Annotated in this window: 23 protein-coding genes; 7 read left to right on the forward strand and 16 right to left on the reverse strand. The window is 64.2% G+C overall.

The window, feature by feature from the left end; translation table 11 throughout:
- Nucleotides 1-5: 5 nt before the first annotated feature.
- The 7 genes from A3A9_RS0123185 to A3A9_RS0123215 form a co-directional block, all read right to left on the reverse strand.
- Nucleotides 6-605, reverse strand: a complete 600-nt coding sequence (locus A3A9_RS0123185) for a VOC family protein (protein WP_027060917.1) — start codon at nt 603-605, stop codon at nt 6-8.
- A gap of 78 nt (nt 606-683) precedes the next feature.
- Nucleotides 684-1,520: an ATP-binding cassette domain-containing protein gene (locus A3A9_RS0123190; protein ID WP_027060918.1), complete on the reverse strand. Its 837-nt coding sequence runs from the start codon at nt 1,518-1,520 to the stop codon at nt 684-686.
- Entirely contained in the window at nt 1,513-2,391 is an 879-nt protein-coding gene (locus A3A9_RS0123195) for an ABC transporter ATP-binding protein (RefSeq protein WP_027060919.1), read from the reverse strand. Before A3A9_RS0123195 ends, A3A9_RS0123190 begins: the two co-directional genes overlap by 8 nt.
- Complete coding sequence (locus A3A9_RS0123200) at nt 2,388-3,263, reverse strand: ABC transporter permease (RefSeq protein ID WP_152536157.1); 876 nt, start codon at nt 3,261-3,263, stop codon at nt 2,388-2,390. The genes A3A9_RS0123195 and A3A9_RS0123200 overlap by 4 nt, the downstream gene beginning before the upstream one ends.
- Nucleotides 3,229-4,236 (reverse strand): ABC transporter permease, encoded by a 1,008-nt coding sequence (locus A3A9_RS0123205; RefSeq protein ID WP_027060921.1) that lies wholly within the window; start codon nt 4,234-4,236, stop codon nt 3,229-3,231. The genes A3A9_RS0123200 and A3A9_RS0123205 overlap by 35 nt, the downstream gene beginning before the upstream one ends.
- A gap of 90 nt (nt 4,237-4,326) precedes the next feature.
- Complete coding sequence (locus A3A9_RS0123210; protein WP_027060922.1) at nt 4,327-5,856, reverse strand: ABC transporter substrate-binding protein; 1,530 nt, start codon at nt 5,854-5,856, stop codon at nt 4,327-4,329.
- A 110-nt stretch (nt 5,857-5,966) separates the two neighbouring features.
- Complete coding sequence (locus A3A9_RS0123215) at nt 5,967-7,541, reverse strand: phytoene desaturase family protein (protein WP_027060923.1); 1,575 nt, start codon at nt 7,539-7,541, stop codon at nt 5,967-5,969.
- 119 nt (nt 7,542-7,660) lie between these two features.
- Between A3A9_RS0123215 and A3A9_RS0123220 the strand changes: the two genes are divergently transcribed.
- The 7 genes from A3A9_RS0123220 (at nt 7,661) to A3A9_RS46510 (ending at nt 18,447) form a co-directional block, all read left to right on the forward strand.
- On the forward strand, nt 7,661-8,452 hold the full coding sequence (locus A3A9_RS0123220) for a cyclase family protein (protein WP_027060924.1): 792 nt from the start codon (nt 7,661-7,663) through the stop codon (nt 8,450-8,452).
- Between the two features lie 16 nt (nt 8,453-8,468).
- Nucleotides 8,469-10,043: a phytoene desaturase family protein gene (locus A3A9_RS0123225; protein ID WP_027060925.1), complete on the forward strand. Its 1,575-nt coding sequence runs from the start codon at nt 8,469-8,471 to the stop codon at nt 10,041-10,043.
- Nucleotides 10,043-10,525, forward strand: coding sequence for a MarR family winged helix-turn-helix transcriptional regulator (locus A3A9_RS0123230; protein WP_027060926.1), 483 nt, complete (start codon nt 10,043-10,045; stop codon nt 10,523-10,525). The genes A3A9_RS0123225 and A3A9_RS0123230 overlap by 1 nt, the downstream gene beginning before the upstream one ends.
- 106 nt (nt 10,526-10,631) lie before the next feature.
- The gene (locus A3A9_RS0123235; protein ID WP_027060927.1) at nt 10,632-12,785 is read left to right on the forward strand and encodes an indolepyruvate ferredoxin oxidoreductase subunit alpha; all 2,154 of its coding nucleotides are present in this window, start codon (nt 10,632-10,634) and stop codon (nt 12,783-12,785) included.
- Nucleotides 12,778-14,367, forward strand: a complete 1,590-nt coding sequence (locus A3A9_RS0123240; RefSeq protein ID WP_027060928.1) for an indolepyruvate oxidoreductase subunit beta family protein — start codon at nt 12,778-12,780, stop codon at nt 14,365-14,367. Before A3A9_RS0123235 ends, A3A9_RS0123240 begins: the two co-directional genes overlap by 8 nt.
- A 259-nt stretch (nt 14,368-14,626) precedes the next feature.
- Nucleotides 14,627-18,034, forward strand: coding sequence for an acyl-[ACP]--phospholipid O-acyltransferase (locus tag A3A9_RS0123245; protein WP_027060929.1), 3,408 nt, complete (start codon nt 14,627-14,629; stop codon nt 18,032-18,034).
- A 158-nt stretch (nt 18,035-18,192) separates the two neighbouring features.
- Nucleotides 18,193-18,447, forward strand: a complete 255-nt coding sequence (locus tag A3A9_RS46510; protein WP_082222183.1) for a GCG_CRPN prefix-to-repeats domain-containing protein — start codon at nt 18,193-18,195, stop codon at nt 18,445-18,447.
- A 100-nt stretch (nt 18,448-18,547) separates the two neighbouring features.
- Here A3A9_RS46510 and A3A9_RS0123250 read toward each other — a convergent pair whose 3' ends face one another.
- The 9 genes from A3A9_RS0123250 to A3A9_RS0123290 all read right to left on the reverse strand — a co-directional run bounded on the left by A3A9_RS0123250 (nt 18,548) and on the right by A3A9_RS0123290 (nt 26,070).
- Nucleotides 18,548-20,236: a sulfatase-like hydrolase/transferase gene (locus tag A3A9_RS0123250; RefSeq protein ID WP_245279103.1), complete on the reverse strand. Its 1,689-nt coding sequence runs from the start codon at nt 20,234-20,236 to the stop codon at nt 18,548-18,550.
- 188 nt (nt 20,237-20,424) lie between these two features.
- Nucleotides 20,425-21,663 (reverse strand): DUF1501 domain-containing protein, encoded by a 1,239-nt coding sequence (locus A3A9_RS0123255; RefSeq protein WP_027060931.1) that lies wholly within the window; start codon nt 21,661-21,663, stop codon nt 20,425-20,427.
- Nucleotides 21,664-21,712: 49 nt separating this feature from the next.
- A complete protein-coding gene (locus tag A3A9_RS0123260; RefSeq protein ID WP_051371088.1) occupies nt 21,713-23,209 on the reverse strand; it encodes a DUF1800 domain-containing protein in 1,497 nt (498 codons plus the stop codon).
- A 112-nt stretch (nt 23,210-23,321) separates the two neighbouring features.
- Nucleotides 23,322-23,600 (reverse strand): GCG_CRPN prefix-to-repeats domain-containing protein, encoded by a 279-nt coding sequence (locus tag A3A9_RS0123265; protein WP_032926672.1) that lies wholly within the window; start codon nt 23,598-23,600, stop codon nt 23,322-23,324.
- Nucleotides 23,601-23,709: 109 nt separating this feature from the next.
- Entirely contained in the window at nt 23,710-24,165 is a 456-nt protein-coding gene (locus tag A3A9_RS0123270; protein ID WP_027060933.1) for a periplasmic heavy metal sensor, read from the reverse strand.
- Complete coding sequence (locus A3A9_RS0123275) at nt 24,162-24,614, reverse strand: hypothetical protein (RefSeq protein WP_027060934.1); 453 nt, start codon at nt 24,612-24,614, stop codon at nt 24,162-24,164. Before A3A9_RS0123275 ends, A3A9_RS0123270 begins: the two co-directional genes overlap by 4 nt.
- Nucleotides 24,615-24,733: 119 nt before the next feature.
- Nucleotides 24,734-25,270, reverse strand: a complete 537-nt coding sequence (locus A3A9_RS0123280) for an RNA polymerase sigma factor (RefSeq protein ID WP_082222184.1) — start codon at nt 25,268-25,270, stop codon at nt 24,734-24,736.
- A 45-nt stretch (nt 25,271-25,315) separates the two neighbouring features.
- Nucleotides 25,316-25,768, reverse strand: coding sequence for an EF-hand domain-containing protein (locus A3A9_RS0123285; protein ID WP_027060936.1), 453 nt, complete (start codon nt 25,766-25,768; stop codon nt 25,316-25,318).
- Nucleotides 25,769-25,881: 113 nt separating this feature from the next.
- Nucleotides 25,882-26,070 (reverse strand): YodC family protein, encoded by a 189-nt coding sequence (locus tag A3A9_RS0123290; RefSeq protein ID WP_027032923.1) that lies wholly within the window; start codon nt 26,068-26,070, stop codon nt 25,882-25,884.
- Nucleotides 26,071-26,124 lie beyond the last annotated feature (54 nt).

Genomic DNA, 26,124 nt, shown 5'->3' on the forward strand with positions numbered 1-26,124 from the left:
GCCGATCATTTGTCCGGGTTCTTCGGGCTCCATAGCACCGTCTCAGCACCCTTCTCATAGGCCATGCCGTCGGGATAGCTGATCGCTTCCAGTTGCAGCCCCCAGGGCGCCTGGAAATAGAGTATGGTCTGGCCGGCGGCCGGCCCTTCCTTCACCGGCAGAGGCCCCATTCGTGTCTTGACGCCCTTGCCGTCGAGATAGGCTTTGGCGGCAGCGACATCATCGACATAGAAGGCAAGGTGAAAGCCGCCAATGTCGCTGTTCTTCGGCGTCAAATCCTTCTGGTCGGGCGCGGTGTATTTGAACAGCTCGATGTTCGATCCATAGCCGCAGCGAACCATGGTGACCTGCTCGATGACAGCCTTGGGATCGACACCCAGAAGATCATGCATGAACGTGCCCTTGTCGTCGGCGAACGGGCCGAACGACATTGCCTTCTTGCAGCCGACCACTTCGGTGAAGAAGTCGACCGCCTGCTTCATGTCGGGAACGGTGATGCCGGTATGGTCGTGGCCGCGCATGCCGGGGATCGAATCCGCCGAGGCCATGCCGGCACTGCCAAGGACAGCGGCGGCGAGCGTTGCAAGTGCGATTTTAGTCTTCATGTCAGTCCTCCTCATTGGCGGGACCTGTTCATTTGGCGATCGCACGTCCGAGGCCCGCTTGTCGGCGTGCGTATTCATTCATGTCGGCGCCTTGCCGGCGGACGGAATATCCAGCCAGCCCGCGTCGATTTCAGGCAGTGGAATGGCCGCGATCAAATCGCGCGTGTAGGCCTGCCGTGGATTATCGAACAACGCATCGGTAGCGCTGGCCTCGACGATGACGCCTTCGCGCATGACGATGACCTGCTGGCACAGCCGCCGGACCACCGACAGGTCGTGGCTGATGAAGGCGACTGTCAGCCCCATCTCCGCCGCGAGCTTCTCCAGCAAGGTGAGGATCTGCGCCTGCGTCGAGACGTCGAGCCCGGAGACGATCTCGTCGGCCAGAACGAATTTCGGCGACAGCGCCAGTGCGCGCGCAATGCCGACGCGCTGGCGCTGCCCGCCCGACAGTTCGTGGCGGTAGCGGCTGGCAAAACTCTGGGGCAGGCCGACCCGTTGCAGCGCCTCTGCGATCCGGCTCTTGAGATTGTCGCCAAGGCCGTTCTGTTTGAGCGGTGCCGCGATGATGCTGGCAATGGTGCGGCGCGGGTTGAGCGATGACATCGGATCCTGGAAAATCATCTGCAGGTCACGGCGCAACGGTCGCAACTCCGCCTCCGGCAGGTGGGTGATATCGCGGCCCTCGAAGCTGATGCTGCCGGCGCTCGGTTGCAGCAGGCGCACCAAAGCGCGCCCAAGCGTCGACTTGCCGGAACCGGATTCGCCGACAATGCCCGTCACCGAGCCGCTGGGCAGGTCGAAGTCGAGTCCTTTCAGGATCTCGGCCAAAGGTGCGCGGCCGATCAGCGGCTTGCGCGTCATGTCGGGCAGCGCCACCTTCAGTCCGCGTACGGAAAACAGGGGCTCAGCCATGCGGCCGCCTCCACGCCTTGTCGGCAGCCGTGATCTCTGCGGCAAGCCCGGCTAGCACCGCCTCGTCCACCGGCTTCAGCGAAGCGAACGGGTCGGTGTAGCGCGGCGTCGCCGCCATCAGCGCCCGCGTATAGGGATGTTGCGGCGCGGCGAAGAGAGTTGCGGTTTCGGCCTCTTCCACCACCTTGCCGGCATAGAGCACCGACACCTTCTGGCTGATCTTGGCGACAACGCCGAGATCGTGAGTCACGAACAGGATCGCCGTGCCGTGCTCGCGCTGCAACGCAGCGATTAGCCGCAGGATCTGCTTCTGCACAGTGACGTCGAGTGCCGTAGTCGGCTCATCGGCGACGATCAGCCGTGGCTCGGCGGCGAAGGCAGCGGCAATCAGCACGCGCTGGCGCATGCCACCGGAGAGTTCATGCGGATAGCTTCTCAGCACCCGGTCGGGGTCGCGGATCTGCACCTCATCCAGCAATTGCCGGACGCGTTGATCGGCCTTCTCGACGGTCCAGCCGAGAATGCGCACCAGCCGGTCGGTCATTTGCGGGCCGATGCGTCGCGACGGGTTGAGCGCGGTCAGCGGGTCCTGCGGGATCAGCGCCGTGCGGGCACCGATCAGCGTGCGTCGTGCCTTGGGCTGCAACTTGCCGAGGTCCTCGCCCTCGAGCAGCATGTCGCCTTCGACGATGCGCACGCTTGATGGCAGCACGCCAAGCACCGCCTTGCCGATCATTGTCTTGCCGGCGCCGCTCTCGCCGACCAGCGCGCGGACCTCGCCGGGTAGCACGGAGAGCGATACCGAGCGCAGCACGCGCTCGCCATTCGGCAGCACCGCGCTCAGATTGGTGATGTCAAGACAGGTGCTCATCGCAGCACCGGGTCGAAGCGCGTCTTTAGCGCCTCGCCGAACTGGCTGAACGAGAGCACGGTGAGGATCAGCGTGATCAGCGGAAACACCAGCACCCACCAGGCCTGATGGATCGACAGCCGCCCCTCGGCGATGATACCGCCCCAGGTCGGGTCGTCGGTGGAAATCGACAGATTGACGAAGGACAGGATCGCTTCGACGATGACGGCGATGCCCATTTCCAGCGACAGCAGCGCCACGATCGACGGCACTACATTGGGCAGAACCTCGCGCAGCATGATGCCGATGCGGCCATAGCCGGCGATGCGCGCATTCTCGACATAGTCCATGCGCGACTGGCCCATCGCCTCGGCGCGGATCACCCGGCAGAATCGCGTCCAGTCGATGATGGCGATGGCCAGGATGACAGAGCTCAAGCCGGTGCCGAGCACTGCCACCAGCAGGATGGCGAACAGCACCGGCGGAAACGCCATCCAGACATCGACGATGCGCGAGATGATGCGATCAGCCCAGCCGCCGAAATAGCCTGCGATAAGCCCGAGCGTCGAGCCAACGAGGCAGGCTGCTATCGCGGCGGAAAAGGCGACGATGAAGGCGATGCGGCCGCCGAAGATCAGCCGGGAGAGGAGATCTCGTCCGAGGCTGTCGGTGCCCAGCCAATAGCCGGGCTCGGCGCCATCGAGCCAGAACGGCGGCAGCCGCTCCAGCATCAAATCCTGCGCCAGCGGATCCTGCGGCGCGATCAGCGGCGCGAAGATTGCCGCCAGCAAGGCCAGCAGCAGCCAGCCGCCGGCCAGCCACAGCCTGGGGCTCAGTCCGCGCCTTGAGGTGCTTGGCTTATCCACGGCGCAGCCTCGGATTGAGCAGCGCATACATCATGTCGACGGCGAGGTTGATCAGCACGAACAGCAGCGCGAAGACCAGCACGATGCCCTGGATGAGCGGCAGGTCACGGTTGATGACGGCATCGATCGCCATGTTGCCGAGGCCTTCATAGGAAAACAGCCGTTCGACGATGACGGTGCCGCCGATGAGGAAGGTGAACTGCACGCCGACTAGGGTCAGCGTCGGCAAGGCGGCGTTCTTAAGCGCCTCGCGCAGGATGACTTGCGTTTCCGAAAACCCCTTCACCCGCGCCAGCACGACGTAGTCGAGGTCAAGCACTTCCTTGAGCGACTGTTTCAGCAATTGCGAGATGATCGCCGCCAGCGGCAACGCCAGCGCCACCGCCGGCATGAGCATATGTTTGAGGAGATCCCAGGTCAGGTCGAGGCGCAGGCGCAGAATGCTCTCGAACAGGTAGAACTGGGTGACGAAGGGCAAGTCGAGCTGCGGCGAGACGCGGCCTGAAATGTCGAAGATCGGCACCAGCACACCGAACAGCAGGATCAGCACCAGGCCCCACAGGAAATCCGGAATGGAAAGCGCCGCACCACTGGCGATGTCGATGCCGGCCTCGACCGCCGTGCCGCGTTCGCGCGCGCCGATGATCGCCGTCGTGCCGCCAAGCGCCACCGCCATGAGCAGCGCGACGATGGCAAGTTCCAGCGTTGCCGGCAGCCGGTTGAAGACAAGGCCGAGCACGTCTTGCCTGAGCGAGATCGAGGTGCCGAAATCGCCCCGGACAACGCCGGACAGCCAGATGAAGAATTGCTGCACGATGGTCTTGTCGAGCCCGTAGAGCGCGCGCAGCCGTGCGATGTCGGCATCCGTCGCGCCGGGCGGCAGCATCATGGCGATCGGATCGCCGGGCGCGACGCGGATCACGACGAAGACGACGACGGCCACGCCGAACAGCGTGATCAGCATCGTCAGAAGACGGATCAGAAATCGTTGCAGGAGCATGTAAATCTTTGCAGGAGCCCGTGGGGCTCGTATGCCCGATGGAAATGCGCGCCGTCAGCAACGACGGCGCGCGGCAATTCCAGGCCGATATCAGGCCGGCGTCATCAGTGCCGGCAGCAGCGCGCCGGAAAGATGCTGCACCACCTTGACGCCCTTGGCATGCACGACCGGCTGTGCGAACTGCAGCACCGGCAGCACATAGGCCTGCTCGGCGATGTACTTGTCGACGGCCTTCCAGCCGGCAATGCGCTTGGCTTCGTCCTTCTCGCCCCAGAGCGGCCCGATCTTGGCATCGAGGTCGTCGGTCTTCCACGACGAGTGCGGCGACGGCCCGAACATGGCGAAGCCGGTCGACGTGGTCGGATCGCCGATGGCATTGCCCCAATTGTAGAAGGCCGCCGGTGCCAGCTTGTGGGCGGCGCGCAGTTCGTAGTGCTTGGCGATCTCGTAGACTTCGATCGTCGCCTCGATGCCGACCTTGCGCCACATGCCGACGATCGCCTGCACCATCTCGTAATCCTTGGGCTTGAAGCCCTTGGTGGTCTGGATGGTGATCTTGGCCGGCTTCTTCGGTGAGTAGCCGGAGGCTGCGAGCAGTTCCTTGGCCTTTTCCGGATTGTGCTCGACCTTGATCGACGGGTCGTAGGCGGCGTATTCCGGCGTCTCCAGCGTCGCGATCGGCTGGCCATAGCCGCGCAGCAACCGCTTGACCAGAAGCTCCTTGTCCACCGCCATCACGGCTGCCTGGCGGACATTCTTGTCCAGCATGGCGTCCTTGTTGTTGAAGAAGATCATGCCGATGTCCGAGACGTTCTTGCATGAGCCGGCCAGCCCGTCCTTGGCGATCAGCCGGTCATATTCCTCATACGGGATTTCGAGCGTCACCTGCGAGGAACCGGACTCGATTTCGGCGACGCGGCTCGCCGCGTCGGTGACGAACTTGATCGTCACATTCTCGAAGGCCGGCTTGCCGCCCCAATAGGTCGGATTGGCCTTCAGCCGCAGAAACGCGTTGCGCTCGAACTTCTCGACCATGTAGGGGCCGGTGCCGATCGGCGCCTTCTCGAAACCTTCGGCGCCGACCTTCTCGTAATAGGCTTTGGGCAGAATGTAGCCGGTCAGGAACGACATCCATTTGAAATAGACCGGGTCGAATTGCACGACGTCGCCGGTGATCTTGTTGCCGTCGATCTTGAAATTTTTGACGTTCTTCCAGACGAACTGGATCGGGTTGCCGGTCTTTTCGTCACCCGCCCGCTGCAGCGACCAGACCACGTCCTCGGGCGTGAAAGGCGAGCCGTCATGCCAGGTCACGCCTTCGCGCACCGTCATCATCACCTTGGTGCGGTCGTCGTTCCAGCCCCATTCAGTGAGCAGGCCCGGCGCGAAGGACAGGTCCGGCTTTTGCGGGATGAACTGGTCGAAGACCGACTGGTAGAGGCCCTGGATCGTCGGGTTCACCGCCGAGGGTCCGGTGGTCGGATCCCAGGACGGCAGGTTGACGTTGTAGGCGATGGTCAGTTCACCGGCCGCCGCCTTGGCGATCTGTGGCAGGCCGACTGCCGCCACACCAAGTGCCGCGGCACTGTATCCCAGCAATTCGCGTCTGTTGATTGTCATGGTCGTTCCCCTTGTTGTTTGTTGTCTTTGCGCGGCAGTGTCAGGCCATTGGTTCAGGCTTCGTGGGCAGCAGCGCCTTGCCTCTCGTCGCCTTCATGAAATCTTTGGAGCTACCTCCCGCCAAGCTGTTGCGCGAGCATGAAGCCCGAGGCGGCACCGGTGCCGGCACCCGGCCATGTCGCGGCGCCCGTGAGATGCAGATTGGCGACCGGCGTGTTCCAGCCGGCATAGCCGCGCGCCGGGCGGAACAAAAAGTTCTGCGCCAGATGGTGGCTGCCGCAGACCTGGTCGCCACCGACGAGGTTCGGGTTCTCGCGCTCCAGGTCGATGGGCGAGAACACTGAACGGCCGAGGATCTTGTTGCGCAAACCGGGCGCATAGGTGCCGATAATATCGAGGACACGGTCGGCGTAGGCCTCCTTGACCTTGTCCCAATGCGCGGGCGCAATCTTGCCCGCGGCATCGCCCAGGATTTCGGAGGGCAGCATGCGCACCTGTACCCACAGCACATGCTCGCCCTGAGGCGCGCGCGACGGATCGATCGCGGTCGGCTGGCCGACAACCAGCACGGGCTCGTCCGGCAGCATGCCCGCCATCGCCTGCTGATAGGTGCGCGACATGGCATCGAGTGAGGGCGACAGATGCACGTACGCGAACTGCCGAAGCTCAGGCCCGGCGCGCCAGTTCGGCAGATCGTCCAAAGCCAAGTGGACCATCATCGTGCCCGGCGCGTAGCGGAATTTTTGCATCGCCGTGTCGAAGCCGGCGTCGCCCGAACCGTTGGGCAGCAGTCCGCCGGTCAGCGCCTTGGGCGCGACACCGGCGATGACCGCCCTGGTCGCGGTATGCGTCTCGCCGGATGTGAGCCGCACGCCGGTTGCCTTGCCGCCGGAAACCGTGATCTCCGCAACCTCGGCGCCGGCGACAATCTTGCCGCCGGCCGATGTGACCATGCCCGACAGGGCACGGATGATGGTGTCGGCGCCACCCTTGCCCAGCACCATGCCAAAGCTCTGGTTGGCCATCGATTCCAGATAGGGGAACACCGCACCGCCGGCGATGTCGGGGGCGAAGTCGAGATGCATGCCCCAGGTGGCGAGCGTCGCTCGCACGTGGGGCGACTCGAAATTTTCCTCCAGCCAGGCGCGGGGTGAGGACAGCAAAAGTCGGCCGGTGTCGAGCGCGCCGGACATGCCCTTCTTGCGCCACAGGTTCCAGGCGGTGCCGGCAAGCGCGCGGGCGCTCATCGGCGAGCCCAGCAGCCGGAACAGATGCTCGGCCTCGGCCGGGAAGGCGGCAACCAGCTTGCGCCAAGTCACGGCATCGGCGGCTGAAAAGGCAGCCATGCGCGTCGCGGTTTTTTCCAGATCATTGCTGACGCCGAACCAACGTCCATCCGGGAAGGCGCTAGCGAAACAATCGGCGACGGGCGCGAACTCCAACCCCTGCGCTTTCAATTCATTTGCATATTTCCGGTGGAAGGCCGAGCCCGCAAACAGGCTCAGATTCATCGCGCCGAAATCGTGACGGAAGCCTGGAAGGGTGAATTCGCCGGTCTGGACGGCCCCGCCGATTGTTGCACTGCGCTCGAAAATCCCGGTTTTCCAGCCTTTGAGCGCCAGATGCGCGGCGCATGCCAGACTGTTGTGGCCCGCCCCGACAAAGATGGCGTCGAACTCGCTCACGCCCCGTTCCATTTTCCTTTATGCTTAAAGATAATTGCAGATGCATATGTTTTCGTCTAGTAGGATATTAAGGGCCGAGACGAGCCTTGATCATCACTGACAAAGAGGGAACAGAGACAATGGACACCCAAAAACTCCTCGGCGAAGTTGCCGGCCAGCTGCTTTCAGGCGCCATCAAGGTGGTCGACCTGTCGGCGCCGCTCGGTCCTGACACGCCCTTGATCAAGCTGCCGCCGGAACTCGCCGTCGACACGCCGAAGGTCGAGATCCACAACATCTCCCGTTACGACAAGAACGGTCCTTGGTGGGCTTGGAACTGGCTGAAACTCGGCGAACATTCGGGCACGCATTTCGATGCGCCGCAGCATTGGATCAGCGGCAAGGATTATCCGGACGGCGCCACCGACACCATTCCGGCGCAGAATTTCGTTGGCCCGGTCAACGTCATCGACTGCTCCAAGGAAGCTGCAGCCGATCACGATTTCCTGCTCACCGTCGACCACATCAAGGCATGGGAAGCCAAGCATGGCGCGATCAACGCCGGCGAGTGGGTGGTGATGCGCACCGACTGGTACAAGCGCAACGGTTCGGAAGCCGAGTTCCTCAACGCCAACGAGACCGGCCCGCACACGCCGGGCCCGACGGCGGAAGCGATCCAGTTCCTGATCAGCAAGGACATCAAGGGCTGGGGCTCGGAGACGATCGGTACCGATGCCGGCAAGGCCGGCGGCATGGAGCCGCCATTCCCGGCACACACGCTGATGCACAAGGCCAACCGCTATGGGCTTGCCAGCCTCTGCAACCTCGACCAACTGCCGCCGAAGGGCGCCATCCTGATCGCGGCGCCGCTCAAGATCGAACACGGCACCGGCAGCCCGATCCGCGCGCTGGCGCTCGTCGCGAAAGGTTAAGCGAAAGCACGCCGAGGTGAGCCAGCCCGATCACATCATCGTCGGCAGCGGCATCAACGCGCTGGTCTGCGCGGCGATGCTTGGCGCCAAGGGCGCCAAGGTGCTCGTGCTTGAGCGCAACGACCGCATCGGCGGTTGCATGCGCACCGAGGCGATCACCGCGCTCGGCTTCATTCATGATGTGATGGCGACGACCTTCGTGCTGTTCATCACCTCGCCGGCCTTTGCTGCATTGGGCGGCGATCTGGCCCGGCACGGGCTGGAGTTCTGCCACACCGGCACGCCGACCGGCGTGCTGCGGCCGGACGGCAGCCATGCCGTGCTCAGCACGAACCGCGCCGCCAATATCGCCGCCCTCAACGCGTTCGCCGCCGGCGATGGTGATAGGCACGCGGACGATGTCGGCGGCATCGAACGCAATGCCGGCCTGCTGTTCGGTCTGCTCGGCGGTAGCCTGTGGTCTTATCCCACAGCGAAGCTGCTGGCCGGCGACGCCTGGAGGCGTGGCCCGCGTGGCCTTGCCGCCTTTCTCGGCGAAGCCCTCGTGCCGGCGCGCGCCTGGCTGGAAAGTACCTACCAGTCAGAGACCATCCGCGCGCTGTGGGCGCCCTGGGTGCTGCATGCCGGACTTGGCCCCGAGGATACCTTCTCCGGCCAGATCGCCAAGGTCATCGCCTTCGCTTTAGAGGCGGCCGGCGCGCCGATCGTCAAGGGCGGTGCCAAGAACCTGCTCGCCGCCTTCGAAGCCCTGATCCGGGAACGTGGCGGCGACATCCGCACCGGAGCCGATGTCGCCTCAATTGTTCAGATCAATGGCCGCGCGACCGGCGTTCGGCTGGCGTCGGGCGAAATCATCACGGCGAACAAGAACGTCATCTGCTCGGTTACGCCGACACAGCTTTACGGCCGGCTGCTCGGCGCGGATGCTCCCAAAGCCGATGTCGAGGCGACGCGGAAATATCGCTACGGCAAAGGCAATTTCCAAATCCACTACGCGTTGGACAAGCCGCCGGTTTGGCGCGGCAGCGAAGGGCTGGACAAGGTGGCGCTGCTGCACCTGACGCCTGGGTTGGATGGCGTTTCGAAAGCCTGCAACGAAGCGGCACGCGGCATGCTGCCGGAGGTGCCGACCATCTGCGTCGGCCAGCCGCACGCGCTCGACCCGTCGCGTTGTCCGGAGGGAAAAGCGATCCTGTGGCTGCAACTCCCCGAGGCGCCCCGGCATATCAAGGGCGATGCCGCCGGCACGCTGCAGGCGCCTGCTGACGGGCAATGGAACGAAGCACTGCGCGAAGCCTATGCCGACCGCGCCGAAGCGATCCTCGCCAGCCACATCGATGGCTTCGAGGACAGCGTGATAGGGCGCCGCGCCTACTCGCCGGCCGATCTGGAAGCGATGAACATCAATCTGGTCGGCGGCGACCCCTATGGCGGTTCCTCGACCCTCGATCAGTCTTTCCTGTGGCGGCCGTTCAAGACCAGTCGCAACCACCAGACCGGCATCAAAAACCTCTATCATATCGGCGCCTCGACCCATCCGGGCGCGGGCCTCGGCGGCGGCTCCGGCTTTCTCCTGGCGGGGAGGCTCTGATGGACCAGAAGCCTCCGGAAAAACGCCAGCGCATTTCGACCCTCGGCCAGATCGGCCTGCAGCAATTCGCGCCCTATCTGATGAACCGCATCATGGGCCGCTACAACGCCACCTTGCGCGACGATTTCCGCAAGCAGGGCCTGACCATTTCGCAGGTCCGCACGCTGGCTGTCCTGTCGGTCACTGACGGCGTCACCGTCAACGATCTTTCTGTCTATACGGTCATCGAACAGTCGACCTTGAGCCGCACGCTCGACACGCTGGAGGGGCAAGGCTTCGTGCGGCGCGAGCAGGGCGTCACCGACAGCCGCATCCGCCATGTGTTCCTGACAGACGAAGGCCGCGCCGAGTTCACCCGCGCCTGGCCGGCCATGCATGACGCGTTCGAGGCGATGTTCGACGATATCGACGATGCCGAATATGCGGCACTCATCGCCACGCTTTTGAAGATGCTGAAGAACATTCGCAAGCACGACATCTAATGCATGTCGCCCAAAAGTGGATCCGGTTTTGGGGAAACGACATGCATAAACAAGGACTCTAGACGTACGCGCCGGCCGCATCGGTCGGCAACGGAAGGTTGGAAAAATGGCCGAACGGTCTTTTGCCAAGGAAGTCGAAAAGCTCCGGCTCGGCGCCGGTGAGGAATTTGCTGGCGAAGGCATTCTCGCCATCACCAAGGCGCTGCTGCAATGCGGCGTCGGCTATGTCGGTGGCTATCAGGGCGCGCCGATCAGCCATCTGATGGATGTGCTGGCCGACGCGCAGGATATTCTGAGCGAGCTCGGCGTGCATTTCGAGGCGAGCGCCTCGGAAGCGACCGCCACCGCGATGCTCGCCGCCTCGGTGCATTACCCCATTCGCGGTGCCGCCACCTTCAAGTCGACCGTCGGCACCAATGTCGCCTCGGATGCGCTCGCCAACCTTGCCTCCGGTGGCGTCACCGGCGGCGCGCTGATCATTGTCGGCGAGGACTATGGCGAGGGTTCCTCGATCATGCAGGAGCGCAGCCATGCCTTCGCCATGAAGAGCCAGGTCTGGCTGCTCGACCCGCGACCGAACCTGCCGTCGATCGTCAAGGCGGTGGAGGACGGTTTCGAACTGTCCGAGATTTCCAACACGCCGGTGATGCTGCAGGTCCGCATCCGCTGCTGCCACGTGCACGGCCATTTCATCGCCAAGGACAACAAGCGCCCGCCGATGACGGTGGCTGATGCGCTCGACGCGCCGCGCCGCGACACCGGCCGCATCGTGCTGCCGCCAGCCTCCTTCCTGCACGAGAAGGAAAAGGTGCAAAGACGCTGGCCGGCTGCGGTCGATTTCATCCGCAAGAACAAGATCAACGAATTCTTCGGCTCGGATCATGGCTCGGTCGGCATCGTCATGCAGGGCGGCATGTACAATTCCGTCATCCGCGCCTTGCAGCGTCTCGGCCTTGCCGACACCTATGGTGAGACCGACGTGCCGCTCTACGTGCTCAACGCCGTCTATCCCCTGATTGACGATGAGTTCCTCTCTTTCTGCGAAGGCAAGCAGGCGGTGCTCGTCGTCGAGGAAGGCCAGCCCAATTATATCGAACAGGCTTTCGCCGCCATGCTGCACAAGGCGGGGCGCGGCACCAGGCTGGTCGGCAAGGAGTATCTGCCGATGGCCGGCGAATATACCGGTCAGGTCATGCTCGACGGCATAGGCACCTTCCTGCGCGCCGAGGCGCCGCATCTCTTGCCGGGCGAGGTGCGCGCGCCCAACAAGGTCGGCGACGGCGTCGACACTGCGGATCTGATCAACGTCGTGCCGGGACGTCCGCCAGGCTTCTGCATCGGCTGCCCGGAACGGCCGATTTTTGCCGCGACAAAGCTGGTCGAGCAGGAACTCGGCAAGCACCACATTGCCTCCGATATTGGCTGCCATCTGTTCTCGATCATGCCGCCCTTTGAACTCGGCGCCACCACCATGGGCTACGGGCTCGGGCCGGCTTCTGCTTCGGCGTTCAATTCGCCCGATGCCAAGCGCCGCTCGATCTCCTTCGTCGGCGATGGCGGCTTCTGGCACAACGGCCTGACCTCCTCGATCGGCAACGCGGTGTTCAACAAGAACGATGGCGTCATCGTCATCGTCGACAATTTCTATTCAGCCGCCACCGGCGGCCAGGACATTCTTTCCTCCCGCGCCGGCAACAAGACCAAGTCGACAAAGCATCCAATCACCGAGGCGGTGAAAGGCATGGGCGTCAAATGGCTGCGCCATGTCGATCGCACCTATGACGTCACCAAGATGCAGGACACGCTGCGCGAGGCGCTGACGACGGACGAGAAGGGGCCGAAGGTCATCGTCGCCTCGTCCGAATGCATGCTCAACCGCCAGCGCCGCGAAAAGCCGCTGGTCGACCAGGCGATCAAGGGCGGGACAAGGGTCGTCAAGCCGAAGTTCGGCGTCGACGAGGACATCTGCACCGGCGACCACGCCTGCATGCGGCTGTCCGGCTGCCCGTCGCTGTCGGTGAAGTCGCTCGACGATCCGCTGCGCGATGATCCGGTCGCCAGTATCGACCAGGGCTGCGTCGGCTGCGGCAATTGCGGCGAGGTTGCCGATGCGGCGGTGCTCTGCCCCTCCTTCTACCGCGCCGATGTCGTGCACAATCCGAGCCGCTGGGACCGCTTCCTCGAATCCGCGCGACGCGCCACCATCGGCCTGTTGCAGCGCCGACGCGAAAGCCGGCGCCTGACCTTCGCCGATGCTTGACGCTGTCCCGCCCTTTCGCGCCCGGGCCGGCGCCCAGAATGATGAGCGCGTCATCAAGCTCGCCGTGCTTGCCGTAGGCGGCCAGGGCGGCGGCGTGCTGGCCGACTGGATCACCGACGTCGCCGAGCGCAATGGCTACGTTGCGCAGTCGACCTCGGTCGCCGGCGTCGCCCAGCGCACCGGTGCGACGATCTACTACATCGAGATGGCCCGTGACACCGGCCGGCTGCCAGTCTTCGCGCTGTCGCCCTCACAAGGCGACGTCGACATCCTGATCGCCGCCGAATTGATGGAGGCCGGCCGCGCCATCATCAGGGGCTTCGTCACCCCGGAACGCACCACGCTGATCGCTTCCTCGCACCGCATTGCCGCCGTGTCGGAGAAGATCGAGCCGGGCGATGGCCGGGCCTCGTCGTCCAAGGTGCATGCAACGGCTGAGGCCGCATCGAAACGCTTCATCGCTTTCGACATGGAAAAGATCGCCGCCGACAATGGCTCGATGATTTCGGCCAGCCTGCTCGGCGCATTGGCCGGTTCCGATGCACTGCCGTTCACGCGTGAAAGCTACGAGCAGGCGATCGGTGCCGGCGGCCGAGGCGTCAAGGCCAGCCTTGCTGCCTTCGGCGCCGCCTATGATCGCGCGCGCGGCACTGCGGCGCCGGCGCAAAAGGTGGCAGAGCCGGCGATTGTCGAATCCGCCCTGGGCGCGGGGCGTGTGACCGGCCCGCAAAACCTGTTGCAGGGCTGGCAGGCCCTGGCCGCCCGCATCGACCTGATGCCCGTGGCCGTGCGGGACATGGCGCTCCGCGGCCTGCGAAAGGTCGTCGACTATCAGGACATCGCCTACGGGCGCGAGTATCTCGACCGGCTGGACAAGGCCGTTGCGCTGGAGAGCACCGACGATGCCCATGCGCTGTCCATTGCTGCCGCCAAGCATCTCGCCAACGCGCTGTGCTACGACGACATGATCCGCGTTGCCGATCTGAAAACGCGTTCGACGCGCGACAAACGCGTGCGCAAGGAGGTCGGCGTCAAGGACGGCTCGATCCTGCAGGTGACCGAATATTTCCATCCGCGCATCGAGGAATTCTGCGGTACGCTGCCGGCGGGGCTGGGCAGCTACATCGAGAACCGGCCGAAACTTGCCGCCTTTCTCGACCGCCGCATCAACCATGGCCGCCGCATCCGCACCGACAGCTTTGCTGGTTTCGCCGCTTTGTGGTTCATCGGCGGCCTGCGCCGCTGGCGCCGCAGCCTGCTGCGCCACAAGGTCGAGATGACCCATGTCGATCGCTGGTATGCCTTGGCACTTGGATATGTGGCCCAGGACTATGCGCTCGCCGTCGAGATCCTCAACTGCCGCCGGCTGATCAAGGGCTATAGCGACACCCATGTCCGCGCCCAGTCGAAATTCAACCGGGTGCTGTCGGCGCTCGATCTCGTCAAGGGGCGTGCCGACGCCGCCGACTGGATCCGGCGTTTGCGCGAGATGGCACTGAAGGACGAGAAGGGCGACATGCTCGACGGCGCGCTGAAGACGGTGGCGACGCTCGGATCAAATCCGGCCACTGGAGCGCCCTAACCCTGACAGATATCACCGGCCGCAGGCTTCGTTTTCAGGCGAGGTGAACGCTGTTCATTTTCCGCTTGAACAATGTTCAAAATCTGATAGGGTGCAATTGTGAACGATGTTCATTTCTGGTCAACAGAAAGCCATGGATGGGCATCAAGCGCAGTAAGGAAGTTTAACCAGCTCAAGACTATCACTGAGTTTGAAACAGCGCCTTCAACCCGCAGAGCCCAGGCACACCGTCGCAGGGTTCCGCCAAATGGAAATCGCCATGAACACGCATCTGATGTTGTCCCGGCGCTTTGCGCCTCTGTTCTGGACGCAGTTCCTGTCCGCCTTCAATGACAATTTTCTCAAGAACACGCTGGTGTTCCTGATCCTCTTCACGCTGGCGGCCGGTCAGGCGGCCTCGTTGGTCACCTTGGCGGGGGCCGTCTTCATGGCTCCTTTTCTGCTTCTGTCCGCCCTTGGCGGCGAGATTGCCGACCGGTTCGACAAAGCGCTCATCGCGCGCAGGCTCAAATTCGCAGAGATTGCCGCCGCTGCTGTCTCCGTCGCCGGTATCGCGCTCTCGTCGATCCCGGTGCTGATGACGGCGCTGCTGATGTTCGGCATCATCTCGGCGCTGTTCGGACCGATCAAATACGGCATCCTGCCCGATCACCTCGAGCGCAAGGAACTGCCCAAGGCCAACGCCTGGATCGAGTCGGCTACGTTTGCCGCCATCCTCGGCGGCACCATTGCCGGTGGCGTGGTTTCAGCCGACGGCATCGGCGTCACGGTGTTCGGACCGATCATGATGGCGCTCGCCGTCGGTTGCTGGTTCGTCAGCCGCTACATTCCGTCCACCGGTTCGGCGGCGCCCGAGCTTGTCATCGACAAGAACATCTTCCGTTCGACATGGCGTCAGGTCTCAGAATTGCGCACCGACACGCGCATCTGGCGCGCCGGCCTGATGACCTCATGGTTCTGGCTGATCGGTGCCATCGTGCTGTCGATCCTGCCGACGCTGATCAAGGATTCCCTCGGCGGCGACGAGATCGCCGTCACCGTCTATCTCGCCGTGTTTGCCGTCTCCATCGCGATTGGCTCCGCCATTGCCGCATGGATGTCGCAAGGGCGCATCGTGCTTCTGCCCGCACCGGTCGGCACGGCGCTGCTGGCGCTGTTCGGCCTGCATTTGGCCTGGACCATCTGGAGCATGCAGCCTTCGCCAAGGGCCGAGACGCTTGCCCTGTTCTTCGCCGGACCGAACACGATCCGTGTTGCGATCGACCTTGCCGGCATGGCCATCGCCAGCGCCTTCCTCGTGGTGCCGACTTTCGCCGCGGTACAGGCCTGGTCGCCTGAAGCGCGCCGCGCCCGCGTTGTCGCTGCCGTCAGCATCGTCAATGCCGGCTTCATGACGGTCGGCGGTATTCTTGTCGCCGTGATCCAGACGAAAGTCTCCACCGGCGGCATTCTGTTCGGGCTCGCCGTGGCCAACGCCGTCGCCGCCTGGCTGATGCTGAAATTCCTTCCGACCAATGCGTTCCGCGATTTCGTCTCCATCCTGTTCCGCGCCTTCCTGCGCCTGGAGGTCGAAGGCATGGACAACCTCAAGGCGGCCGGCAAAGCGCCGATCCTGGCGCTCAACCATGTCAGTTTCCTCGATGGCCCGCTGGCGCTGACGCTGACCGATGAAGAGCCGGTCTTCGCCATCGACTACACCATCGCCCAGGCCTGGTGGATGAAGCCGTTCATGAAGCTTGCCCGCGCTCTGCCGCTCAATCCGGCCAAGCCGATGTCGACCCGCACGCTGATCAAGGTCGTGCAGGGCGGCGATCCGCTGGTCATCTTCCCCGAAGGCCGCATCACCGTCACCGGCGGCCTGATGAAGGTCTATGACGGCGCCGCCATGGTGGCCGACAAGACGGGCTCGATGGTCGTGCCGGTGCGCATCGACGGGCTGGAGAAGAGTTACTTCTCGCGGCTGTCGTCGCAGCATGTTCGCCGCCGGCTGTTCCCGAAGGTCAAGGTGACCATTCTGGAACCGGTCAAGCTCGAAGTGCCGCCGGAATTGAAGGGCCGCAAACGCCGCGCCGCGGCAGGGGCGGCTCTCTATCAGGTGATGTCGGACCTCGTCTTCCGCACCCAGGATATCGACAAGACGGTCCTGGAAAAGATCATCCAGACAGCGAACGAACGCGGCATGGGAGAGCTTGCGGTGCAGGATCCGGTCACCGGTTCGCTGAGCTACGGCAAGCTGCTCACGGCCGCTGCCGTGCTTGGCGAGAAATTCCAGAACCTTTATGCCGATCAGCAGACGCTCGGCATCATGCTGCCCAATGCCAACGGCTCATGCGCCACGCTGCTTGGTGTGATGTCGGCCGGCAAGGTGCCGGCGATGATCAACTTCACGGCTGGCGCCGCCAACATCCTGTCCGCTTGCAAGGCCGCCGAAGTCCGGACTGTGCTCACGTCCCGCGCGTTCGTCGAGCAGGCAAAGCTCGGCGCGGTGGTCGAGGAAATCGGCCGCTCGGTCGACATCGTCTGGCTCGACGATCTGCGCAAAACCATCGGTCTCAAGGATAAGCTGCTCGGCCTCTTACGCAAGTCGACGCCGCGCGCGCGGCGCTTGCCCAACGACCCGGCGGTGATCCTGTTCACTTCGGGTTCGGAAGGCACGCCGAAGGGCGTGGTGCTGACGCATCGCAACATCCTGGCCAACGCCGCCCAGGCTGCCTCGCGCATCGATTTCCATTCGGGCGACAAGGTGTTCAACGTGCTGCCGATCTTCCATTCCTTCGGCATGACGGCTGGCATGGTGCTGCCGCTCATCTCGGGCGTGCCGGTCTATTTCTACCCGTCGCCGCTGCACTACCGCATCGTGCCGGAACTGATCTACGCCTCCAACGCGACGATCATCTTCGGCACCGATACGTTCCTCAGCGGCTATGCGCGCACCGCCCACCCCTACGACTTCCGCTCGATCCGCTATTGCTTTGCCGGTGCGGAACCGGTCAAGGCGTCCACGCGTATGACCTATATGGAAAAGTTCGGCGTGCGCATCCTGGAAGGTTATGGCGTCACCGAGACCGCGCCGGTGATCTCCATCAACACGCCGATGTACAACCGTTCCGGAACCGTCGGCAAAATCATGCCGGGCATGGAATACCGCCTCGACCCGGTGCCCGGTGTCGACGATGGCGGGCGGCTGTTCGTGTGCGGCCCCAATGTCATGGCGGGTTATCTGCGCGCCGAGAAGCCGGGCGTGCTCGAAACGCTGCCGGACGGCTGGCATGACACCGGCGACGTCGTCTCTATCGATGAGGGCGGCTTCATCACCATTCGCGGCCGCGCCAAGCGTTTCGCCAAGATCGGCGGCGAGATGATTTCGCTGGCCGCGGTCGAGGCGCTGGCGGGCGAAATGTGGAAAGGCTCGTTGTCGGCCGTTGCTTCTGTGCCGGATGCGCGCAAGGGCGAGAAGCTCATTCTGATTACCGAGGCCGCCAACGCGACCCGCGCGGACTTCCTGGCCTTCGCCAAGGCGAATGGCGCCATGGACCTGATGGTGCCCGCCGAAGTGCGCGTCGTCCCGAAAGTGCCGGTGCTCGGTTCGGGCAAGCTCGACTTCGCCGGCGTGACCAAACTGGTGCGGGGAGAGGACGCGCCCGCCGCCAAGGTCGAGGTCGCCTGATCGAGGCGACGACGAGGCGACGCCGCGCTGAGGACCGTGGCGTCGTCGCTTGGCGAGCGCTCTGTCCGCTAACGAATATGTGATGGAACCACTCGCACGGCTTCAGCCTGCGGGGTGCTATAACGTTCTCGTGAATGTGGAACCTTGGAGGACAGACTATGCTCACCAGATACATTCTGCCAATCGCAGTCGCAGCAGGCACATTGGCGCTTTCGAGCGTCGGCTCGCAGGCCCTGCCCATGGCAAAGCCTAGCGCCGCTCCGTTGCCAATCGAAAGCGTCGGCTGGAGATGCGGCCCCGGCTGGCACGTGAACCGGTGGGGAAATTGCGTGCCCAACCGTCGTCGCGTGATAATAGTCCGGCCGGGACACTGGCGGTACCATCACTACCACCACTGGCACCACCACTGGTAATTACGGAGCGGATCGACGCGGCGCCGCCTCCAAAGCGGTATCGGCGTTTTCGCCAAAGGTGGCGTCCCCTGTGACGCCACCAGGGTTCCATTGCGCCGTGTTAACGGGCGGCGGCCACTGATTGAAGCTGTTGGGCACGGACACGCAGTGGGGTGGCTTGCGGGAACAGATGCAGTAGGCCTGAATCGACGCGCCGGCGCAGATGCGCATCCACTGCGGCGCGATCCGTGCAGCCATGGAAGCTGCCGGCGCAATGGTCGCGCAGGCGCACGAGGTCGGTCATGACAGGCGACATCGGCAGGCCGGCGGCATCGAGCAGGCTGGCGCTGAGGAAGCCGACATCGAGCGGCGCCATCTCAGGCATTGGATGGCTGAGCGGGTGGTTGAAAGTGGTGAGCGTGTAGAAGGTGCGGTAGGCAATCGAATCCGGCATGGCCAGGGCGTCGTCGCCGGCGATGGCATCGACAAACGGCTTGGTCGCCGACGACTGGTGGTCGCCAAACTCGAGCACCACGGCGCCGCGTTTGCCGGCATCCGCCTTGCGGTCGTCGAGGAAATCCTGGAAGTCACCACGCGCCACAGCTATCCGGCGCAGATATTCGTTGACTTGGAAATCCCCCGAGAAAGGCTCGTCGGCGACCTTCAGGTCGGGCTCCATCCGGCCCTCATAGGGCGAGTGCGGGAACATGGTCTGGATTTCGAGGAACAGCGGGCGGCCGTCCTCCTTGCGATGTCTGGCGATGAACGCCTCGGCCGCATGGTAGTAGAAGACGTCGCGCAGATGATAGAAGGGCGCCGCGATGTCCTTGATGTCGAGCACGGTCTCGAAGCCGATCGATTTCAGGAACGGCCCTTCATTGACGAAGGTGAAATCCATCGGCGTCATGACGGCGGTTCGATAGCCACAGCGCGACAGCACCTCCGGCAGGGCGCCGGCCACCTTGTCCTGCAGCGTGATCGTCAGATACGGGCTTCGCCAGCCGAAATCGGCGGCTGAAAGGCCAGTCATCAGCGACAGATTGGTGATCCAGGTGCCGCCGCCAAAGGTCTCGACCTGCATTGGATGCGGCGTGCCTGCCCTGGGGGCGAACCTCTGCAGGAAGCCTGCCCCGCTGCTCACCTGAGGAAAGTTGCCGGGATCGGACTGGCTTTCGCTCAGCACGAAAAAGATATCCGGAAGGTTCGCCTCATCACCGCAGTCGACCGTGTCGGTGAAAGGTGTTTGCGGGGCAACGGCCTGCAGGCGCTTTTCGAATGCCTGCTCGACAACCAGGTTGCGCAGATCGAGCAGCGAGACGAAGAAGGCCGACATGTGCCGGCCCTGCATATAGTAGAAATAGCGGTCCTTCGACGCCTCGGCCGGAAAGGTCAGTGGCACCAGAATGGCGAGCGCGACCATGACCAGAACGCGTGCCGACACCGGCCAGCCAATCCTTCGGTCGATCCGGAACAACAGGATCGCGGCCGCGATGCCGAGCACCAGCGCAATGACAACCGGCAGGATCAGATAGAGGTAGGAGCCGAGCAGGAAGCGGTACACTTCCGGATCCCTCGACACGAAGACCGCGTCGTAGAAGTGCAGCGAAAAACCCTTCATCCTGAACTTGATCGCCGAAACCACGGTGACGAAGGCGATGCCCATCCAGGCGAGATAGACGGAGAAGGCAAGGCGCCCCGATGACAGGAACAGAAGTCCGGCAAGGGCCGCCACCAGCGCCAGCGAGAAGGGCACCGAAAGCCATTCGTGCTCGGCCCGGTTGGCGGCGAAGACACCAGCAAGACTGATCACGGCCAACGTCACCGGATGGCAGAGTAGCCAAAAGAGACGTTGAAGCTGAGCTGCAAATTTTCCCATTGATATGCCTCAGCATAGTTTTGGGAAACTCTTCGATTATTTGCGCTGCAAGAACAAATCTATAGTGAATTTAACCTTAATGCCGGACCATGCGGCGTGAGTTTCAAGTTCGCGGTGGCGCTTCAGACAATGAGGCCTCGCATCGGCGTCACCGCGGCGGACTCCGGAAACACCTTGTCGCCAAGAACGGCAGCCGACAGCCCGAACTGGTCGGCGAGCAGCCCTTTCAGCACCGCCCTGACATCGCTGGTCGGGGCGAGATCGCGTTGCTCGTAAAGTTGTGCCGGCTTCAATCCCGGCCAGTCGGCGATGACGCGGCCGCCCTTGATCGCGCCGCCGGCGAGCAGCACCACCGTGCCGGTGCCGTGATCGGTGCCGACGGTGCCGTTGACCTGCGCCGTGCGCCCGAACTCGGTGATGGTGACGATTGCCGTGTCTTTCCAACGCTCGCCGAGGCCCTTTTCGAACTCCTCGAAAGCGCCGTCGAGGCCGCCGAGCAAGGTGGCGAGCCGTCCGGTCGCGCCGCCCTCATTGACATGCGTGTCCCAGCCGTCGAAGGCGAGTGCGGCAACCCGTGGCCCATCATCGGCCGCGATCAGCCTGGCGGCGCCTTGCGCGGCCTGCCGCATGCCGGCGGCGCTGTCGAGGCCACCCTTCGGCTTCATCGGTTTGGAGCCCATCTGGTCGTCGAACGCCATCTTGTCGGCGTCGAGGCCTTTTCGCAGGGCCACCGCCAGCACCGGGTCGCGATGCTGGTAGAGGTCGAGAACCCGGGTCGCGAGATCGCCGGCCGGCGCCGGCAGCGATTGCGGCGCCCAGCCGAGCACGGGCGCTGCGCCGCGGATCACCAGCGGCGTCGAAGGCCCGACGGCCAAGCCGCCAAGCGTTGCCACGCGATCACCCGCCGGCAGGTTTTCCAGCGCCCGGTTGAGCCAGCCGGTGGCGACATGACCGGGGCCGGCAAAGCCGCTTTCCAGCACATCCTGGCCGTCGAAATGCGAGCGTTCGCGATAGCCCGTCGCGGCGGCGTGCACCACCGCGGCCTGCTTTTTCTTGAACAGCCTGGCGAACACCGGCATTGCCGGATTGACCGCGAAGAAACCATCCAGCGGCAGCGCCGCATGCGGGCCGGTGAGCGAGAGAGCGATATCGCCATGCAGGCCGGCATAGTCGGGATCACCGACCGGACCGACCGCCGACAGGCCGTCAAGCGCGCCGCGCAGGACAATGACGATCAGGCGCGGATCGCGATTGTCGGCGGCCCGGGCGAAACGCGGCAGATAGGCCCAGGCAAACAGCGCGCCGCCGGTCATCAGCATGGCGCGGCGGGACGGGTGAGGGGTTTCACACAGCAGGCTCATGACGTGGTCTCCACTGGAGTTGTCGGTGCCGGGGGTATCTTGGCGGGCACTATCGTCTCTGGAATTCCGGCGCCATCAGCAGCAGCGCCAGGCCTTGCTGCTTGGACTCGGCGCGGGCGATAGCTTGCCGTGTCTCCGGCGAGGCGGAGGGGCCGACGACGGCGTCGAGCATGTCGTTGGGATTGCCGATGTCCTTGACCTGGCGGGCCGCCTGCCAGGCGATATCGAGGCGGATTTTCATGCCTTCGGCAGATGCCCAACTGTCCGCCTGGTCGGAAAAGCCGTTCGGCCCCGGCGGCTGCCAGAGCGGCTCGCCGAGCGCGTTGAGCCAGTTGAGCGACTGGCCGGGATCGATCGCCGGACCGGGGCCAGTTGCCCGGCGGATGGCGGCGATATAGTCGAAGGGCGAACGCATCTTGGCCAAGGGCGTCGACCACGCCTCCGGCATGTCGATGAGGGTCGACGCCAGTGCCCTGAGATTGCCGTCGCTCTTGGTGAACACCTTGGCGAGCCGCGCGACCACCGCCGGCGGCGGCTCGTCCGATATGAAATGGCGGGCGAGCTCGGTGGCGATGTGCTGTGCCGTTGCCGGATGACTGGCGATGTCGTTGAGCGCGGCCTCGGCCTGGCCCATGCCGCCGGCTGGATAGGTCTTGCCCAGCAGCACCGCGTCGCCCGGCTCATGGGCGTTGGCGTTGAAGACGGAACTGCCGGGTTCGCCCAGCCGTCCTTCCCGTCCGGCCATCGTCCAACCGGTCAGGATGTGGGCGAAGCTGGTGACATCGGCCTGGGTATAGCCGCTGCCGACGCCCAACGTATGCAACTCCATGATCTCGCGGGCGAGGTTCTCGTTGAGCCCGCGCTGGCGGTTCTTGCCGGCGCGAGAGTCCGGCCCGACCGATTGCTGGTTGTCGAGATAAAACAGCATCGCCGGGTGCCGCTCCACCGCCATCAGCATGTCGGCGAAGTGGCCGAGCACGAAGGGGCGGATGGCTTCCCGTTCGAAGGCACCGGCGCTGGCCCGCACAATGTTGTCCTTCGCTACCGAGACGCAGAAATGGTTCGACCAGAAATAGACGAGACGTTCGACGAAGCCGGCCTCGGCACGCAAGGCCTTGTCGAAGCGCGCCTGGGCCTCGGCGCGAAACAGCGTGGCCTCGATTGGCGGTGCCGGTTTGGGCGGAGCTGCGGGCGGCGGTACGGATTGGGCCGGCGTAACCTGGGCCGATGCGGCCTGGGCAGACATCGCCTGCACGCTCGCCGTCGCCGGCTGCGCTGGGGCAGTGGCCATATGCTCGCGGTCGAGCTTGCGTTGGAAATTTGCCGCCATGCTGGCGTGGATGGCTGACGTGCTGCCCAGCAGGCCGGCATAGGCCGGATCATCGAGCGAGATCAGCGCGATGTCGGGCTGCCGCAGTTCGGCCTTCAGGTAGCCGCGCGGGTCGCCGGCAATCCTGGCGCGGTCGCCCGGCCTTGCTCCAAGCCCGAAGCGGTTGGAGGCAACGAGAGCTGGATCTGGCGGGGAATTGGGCGCCGGGATAGCCAAGTCAGCTCTCCATTGCTGGGGCTTCCTGCACAACACGCAAGAAGCCCGTTCGAGCCGTTTCGTGCTTGTTCAACTGGGGTCGTGGGGGCCGGCGTGGCCGGCCCTGTAGCCCTTACCAGTGATGCCAGCGATGCCAGTGGTGATGCGGATGCCAGACGTAGAAGGCGGGGCCGGGCCCATAGTAATAGTGCGGGTAGACCACCACACGGTTGGGGACACAGCGGCCCCAGTGATTGGGATGCCAGCCAGGCCCGCAACCCCAGGCGACGTGCTCGACCAGAGCCGGGCCGGCAAGCGGCGCCAGTGGCATTGCCGAGGATGCCGCAACCGTAGCAACCGTTCCGGTCACCGCGAGAGCGGCGGTGATCGCGTATTTTGTCAGATAGTTCATGACCATGCTCCGAAGTTGTCCGAGATTGAAAACCTGTCGGTGCCAGATGGTCCGGCAGGTTCTGCCCTTCATTTGTTAAACGGGCCCCGTCGGCATTTTCCGTCGGTCGTCAGGGCGATTTTTTTGGCGTCGTCGATGGCTGCGTCCCGCCGCGTCTTGCGAGCCCCTCCGCCAGCACGTTCCGATCGTCGGCGGAACCTGCCGCCGCGAACTCTATGATGCGCTGCTCCAGCCTCGTGCGCACCGTGATGTCGGCGTTGCGGGCCCGCTCCAGCGCCGCCGACAGGGCTGCGGTGTCAAGGACGGGCTGGCGCAGCAAATCGGCCGCCTCGCGCCTGGCCTGCTGGCCGTCGAGGATGATGTCGCGCGACTCGCGGCGGATTTCGCGCAGTGCCTTGCGGAACAGCATGCGCTGCTGGTCGGGAAGCCTGCCGCCGGCCGCTTCCAGCGAATAGCCCTGGCCCGATTTGCCGCTTCTTATCCAGACAGCCCCGCCGGCAAGCGCACCGGCCAGGAAGACATTCAGCACCACCGACGCGATGACGAGGTTACGGCCTGTGCTCATAGGTCTTCCTCGATCGTGTCGGCCTCGGGTCCGGCATCGCCGAACGCCGTCGCATTGGCATCGAGCACATAGTGGTCGGGCTGAACCTCGGGCGTGACGACGGTCACCAGGGCCAGTCCGGCGATGGCGCCGGCCAGGCCAACACCGGCAAGTCCCAGGCCCAGCCACCAGAACCGCTGTCGCCGGCGCTGGACGAGGTGCCGGTCGGCGACGCGCAGGATCGTGTCATGCAGCGCCTTGCCGGGATGTGGGACTTTGTGGCTGTCGAGCTGGGTGTCAAGCCTGCCGGCTTGCTTCAAGATGGCCTGGCCCGCCTCGTCTGAAGCAAAGGTCGTGGCAGCTTTACGCTCCGCTTCCGGCCAGCGCCGCAAATCGCCGCCATAGGCTTCGGCGAGCGCCGCGAAACGCCTGGCGTCCATTGCCGGTCCGTCTTCAGTATCCTCAGCCATTTGTCTTCCCCTTGCCCATTGGTTCCGCGTGCCCACGCGGTTTGGAAACGCGACAAACCGGCCCCCAGCCGGCGCTTGCAAGGCGCGATGAATGGCTGGCATTGATGGTCGCGCTCTTCTCAGTCACGGACGCCGTCCTTGGCCAGGATCATCTGCAAGGCCCGCCGGCCGCGCGAAAGCAGGCTCTCCAGCGCATCGACGCTGATCTCGAGCGTTGCGGCCGCCTCTATGTTGGACATCTCCTGATAGTAGACCAGGATGATCGCCTCGCGTTGGCGCGGCGCGATTGCCTGCAAGGCCTGCTCGATCCGATGCGGCTCTTCGCCGGCGTCGGGAAGCGGGGCAGGGTCGACCATTTCCGGCAATTCGTCTGTCACCCATTCGCGGCGCCGGCGCAGCCGGTCGTAGCACAAATTGAGTGTCACCCGGTGGATCCAGCTGTCGAAGCGCGCATTGCCGCGCCGCCAGCTCGAGGCATGACGCCAGATACGCACAAAGGTTTCCTGCGCGACGTCCTCGGCCTCCGCCGCGTCGCCCAACATGCGCACGGCAAGCGAAAGGATGCGCGGCAGCTTGCGCGCGACCAGCGCCTGCACCGCCGCGGGATCGCCAGCACCGACCCGACGAACAAGCTCCTCGTCCGGATCGGCGCTCATCGGCTGGCGCACTCCCGATATCCATTGCGCGTCATAGCCTCTTGGTCATTGCGCCGGCTTGAGAGCGGATTTGTGGCTTGGCATCTCGTCCGGCGTCAGCACGCCATCGCCATTCTTGTCCAGCTTGGCGAAGCGCTTGGCGAAAAAGGCATCCAGTTCGGCGCGATCGATGAAGCCGTCATGGTTCGAATCGATGCGCGCGAAGGATTTGGCGGGGTCACCCTTGGCGTCAAGTTTGGCCCGAGAGGCCTCCCACTCCAAGAGGCTGATCTTGCCGTCGCCGTCCGTGTCGGCGGCCATGATCGCCCTCTCCCGCCGCTTCTGGAACTTGGCCAGCGTGAGTTCCGACTTGGCTTCTGGCGCGGCAGCGGCGGGGGGCGTGGCGCCAAGAGGCGTGGCAGCGGGAGGCGTGGTGACCGGAGGCTGTGTCGCTGTCTGGGCGAGAGCCGCGACGGTCAGCAGGCTCAAGGCAGCGGCAAGGATCAAACGGTATTTCATGCTTCGGCATCTCCGGTTGGCGCGTTGGCCACAGCCTTTGCCATGGTCACGCTTCAACCGTTAAACGCCGCAACGGGGGAAATCCGTCGGTCGCCTGGGTCGATCGCCCCGATTTACGTCGATTGGTCGGCGGCTACCAACTGTTCCGACTTGAAGCCCGCATGCTGCGGGGTCCACACGTCGCCATCCTTGTTGAACCAGTGGCAGAGATACATGCCCGAAGCGGCGCCATCGCTGACCGTCATCTTCGGGCCTCCCGACTTCAGCTTGACGACGTCTCCGGTCTTGAAAGTGTTGGGCATTTTGGACCTCCCGTGCTGAGGCCAGGGAGTGTCCCACCAAACCCCGGTCTCGAC

The organism is Mesorhizobium loti CJ3sym (genome assembly GCF_000472785.1).
In the GTDB taxonomy this organism is placed as follows: domain Bacteria; phylum Pseudomonadota; class Alphaproteobacteria; order Rhizobiales; family Rhizobiaceae; genus Mesorhizobium; species Mesorhizobium loti_E.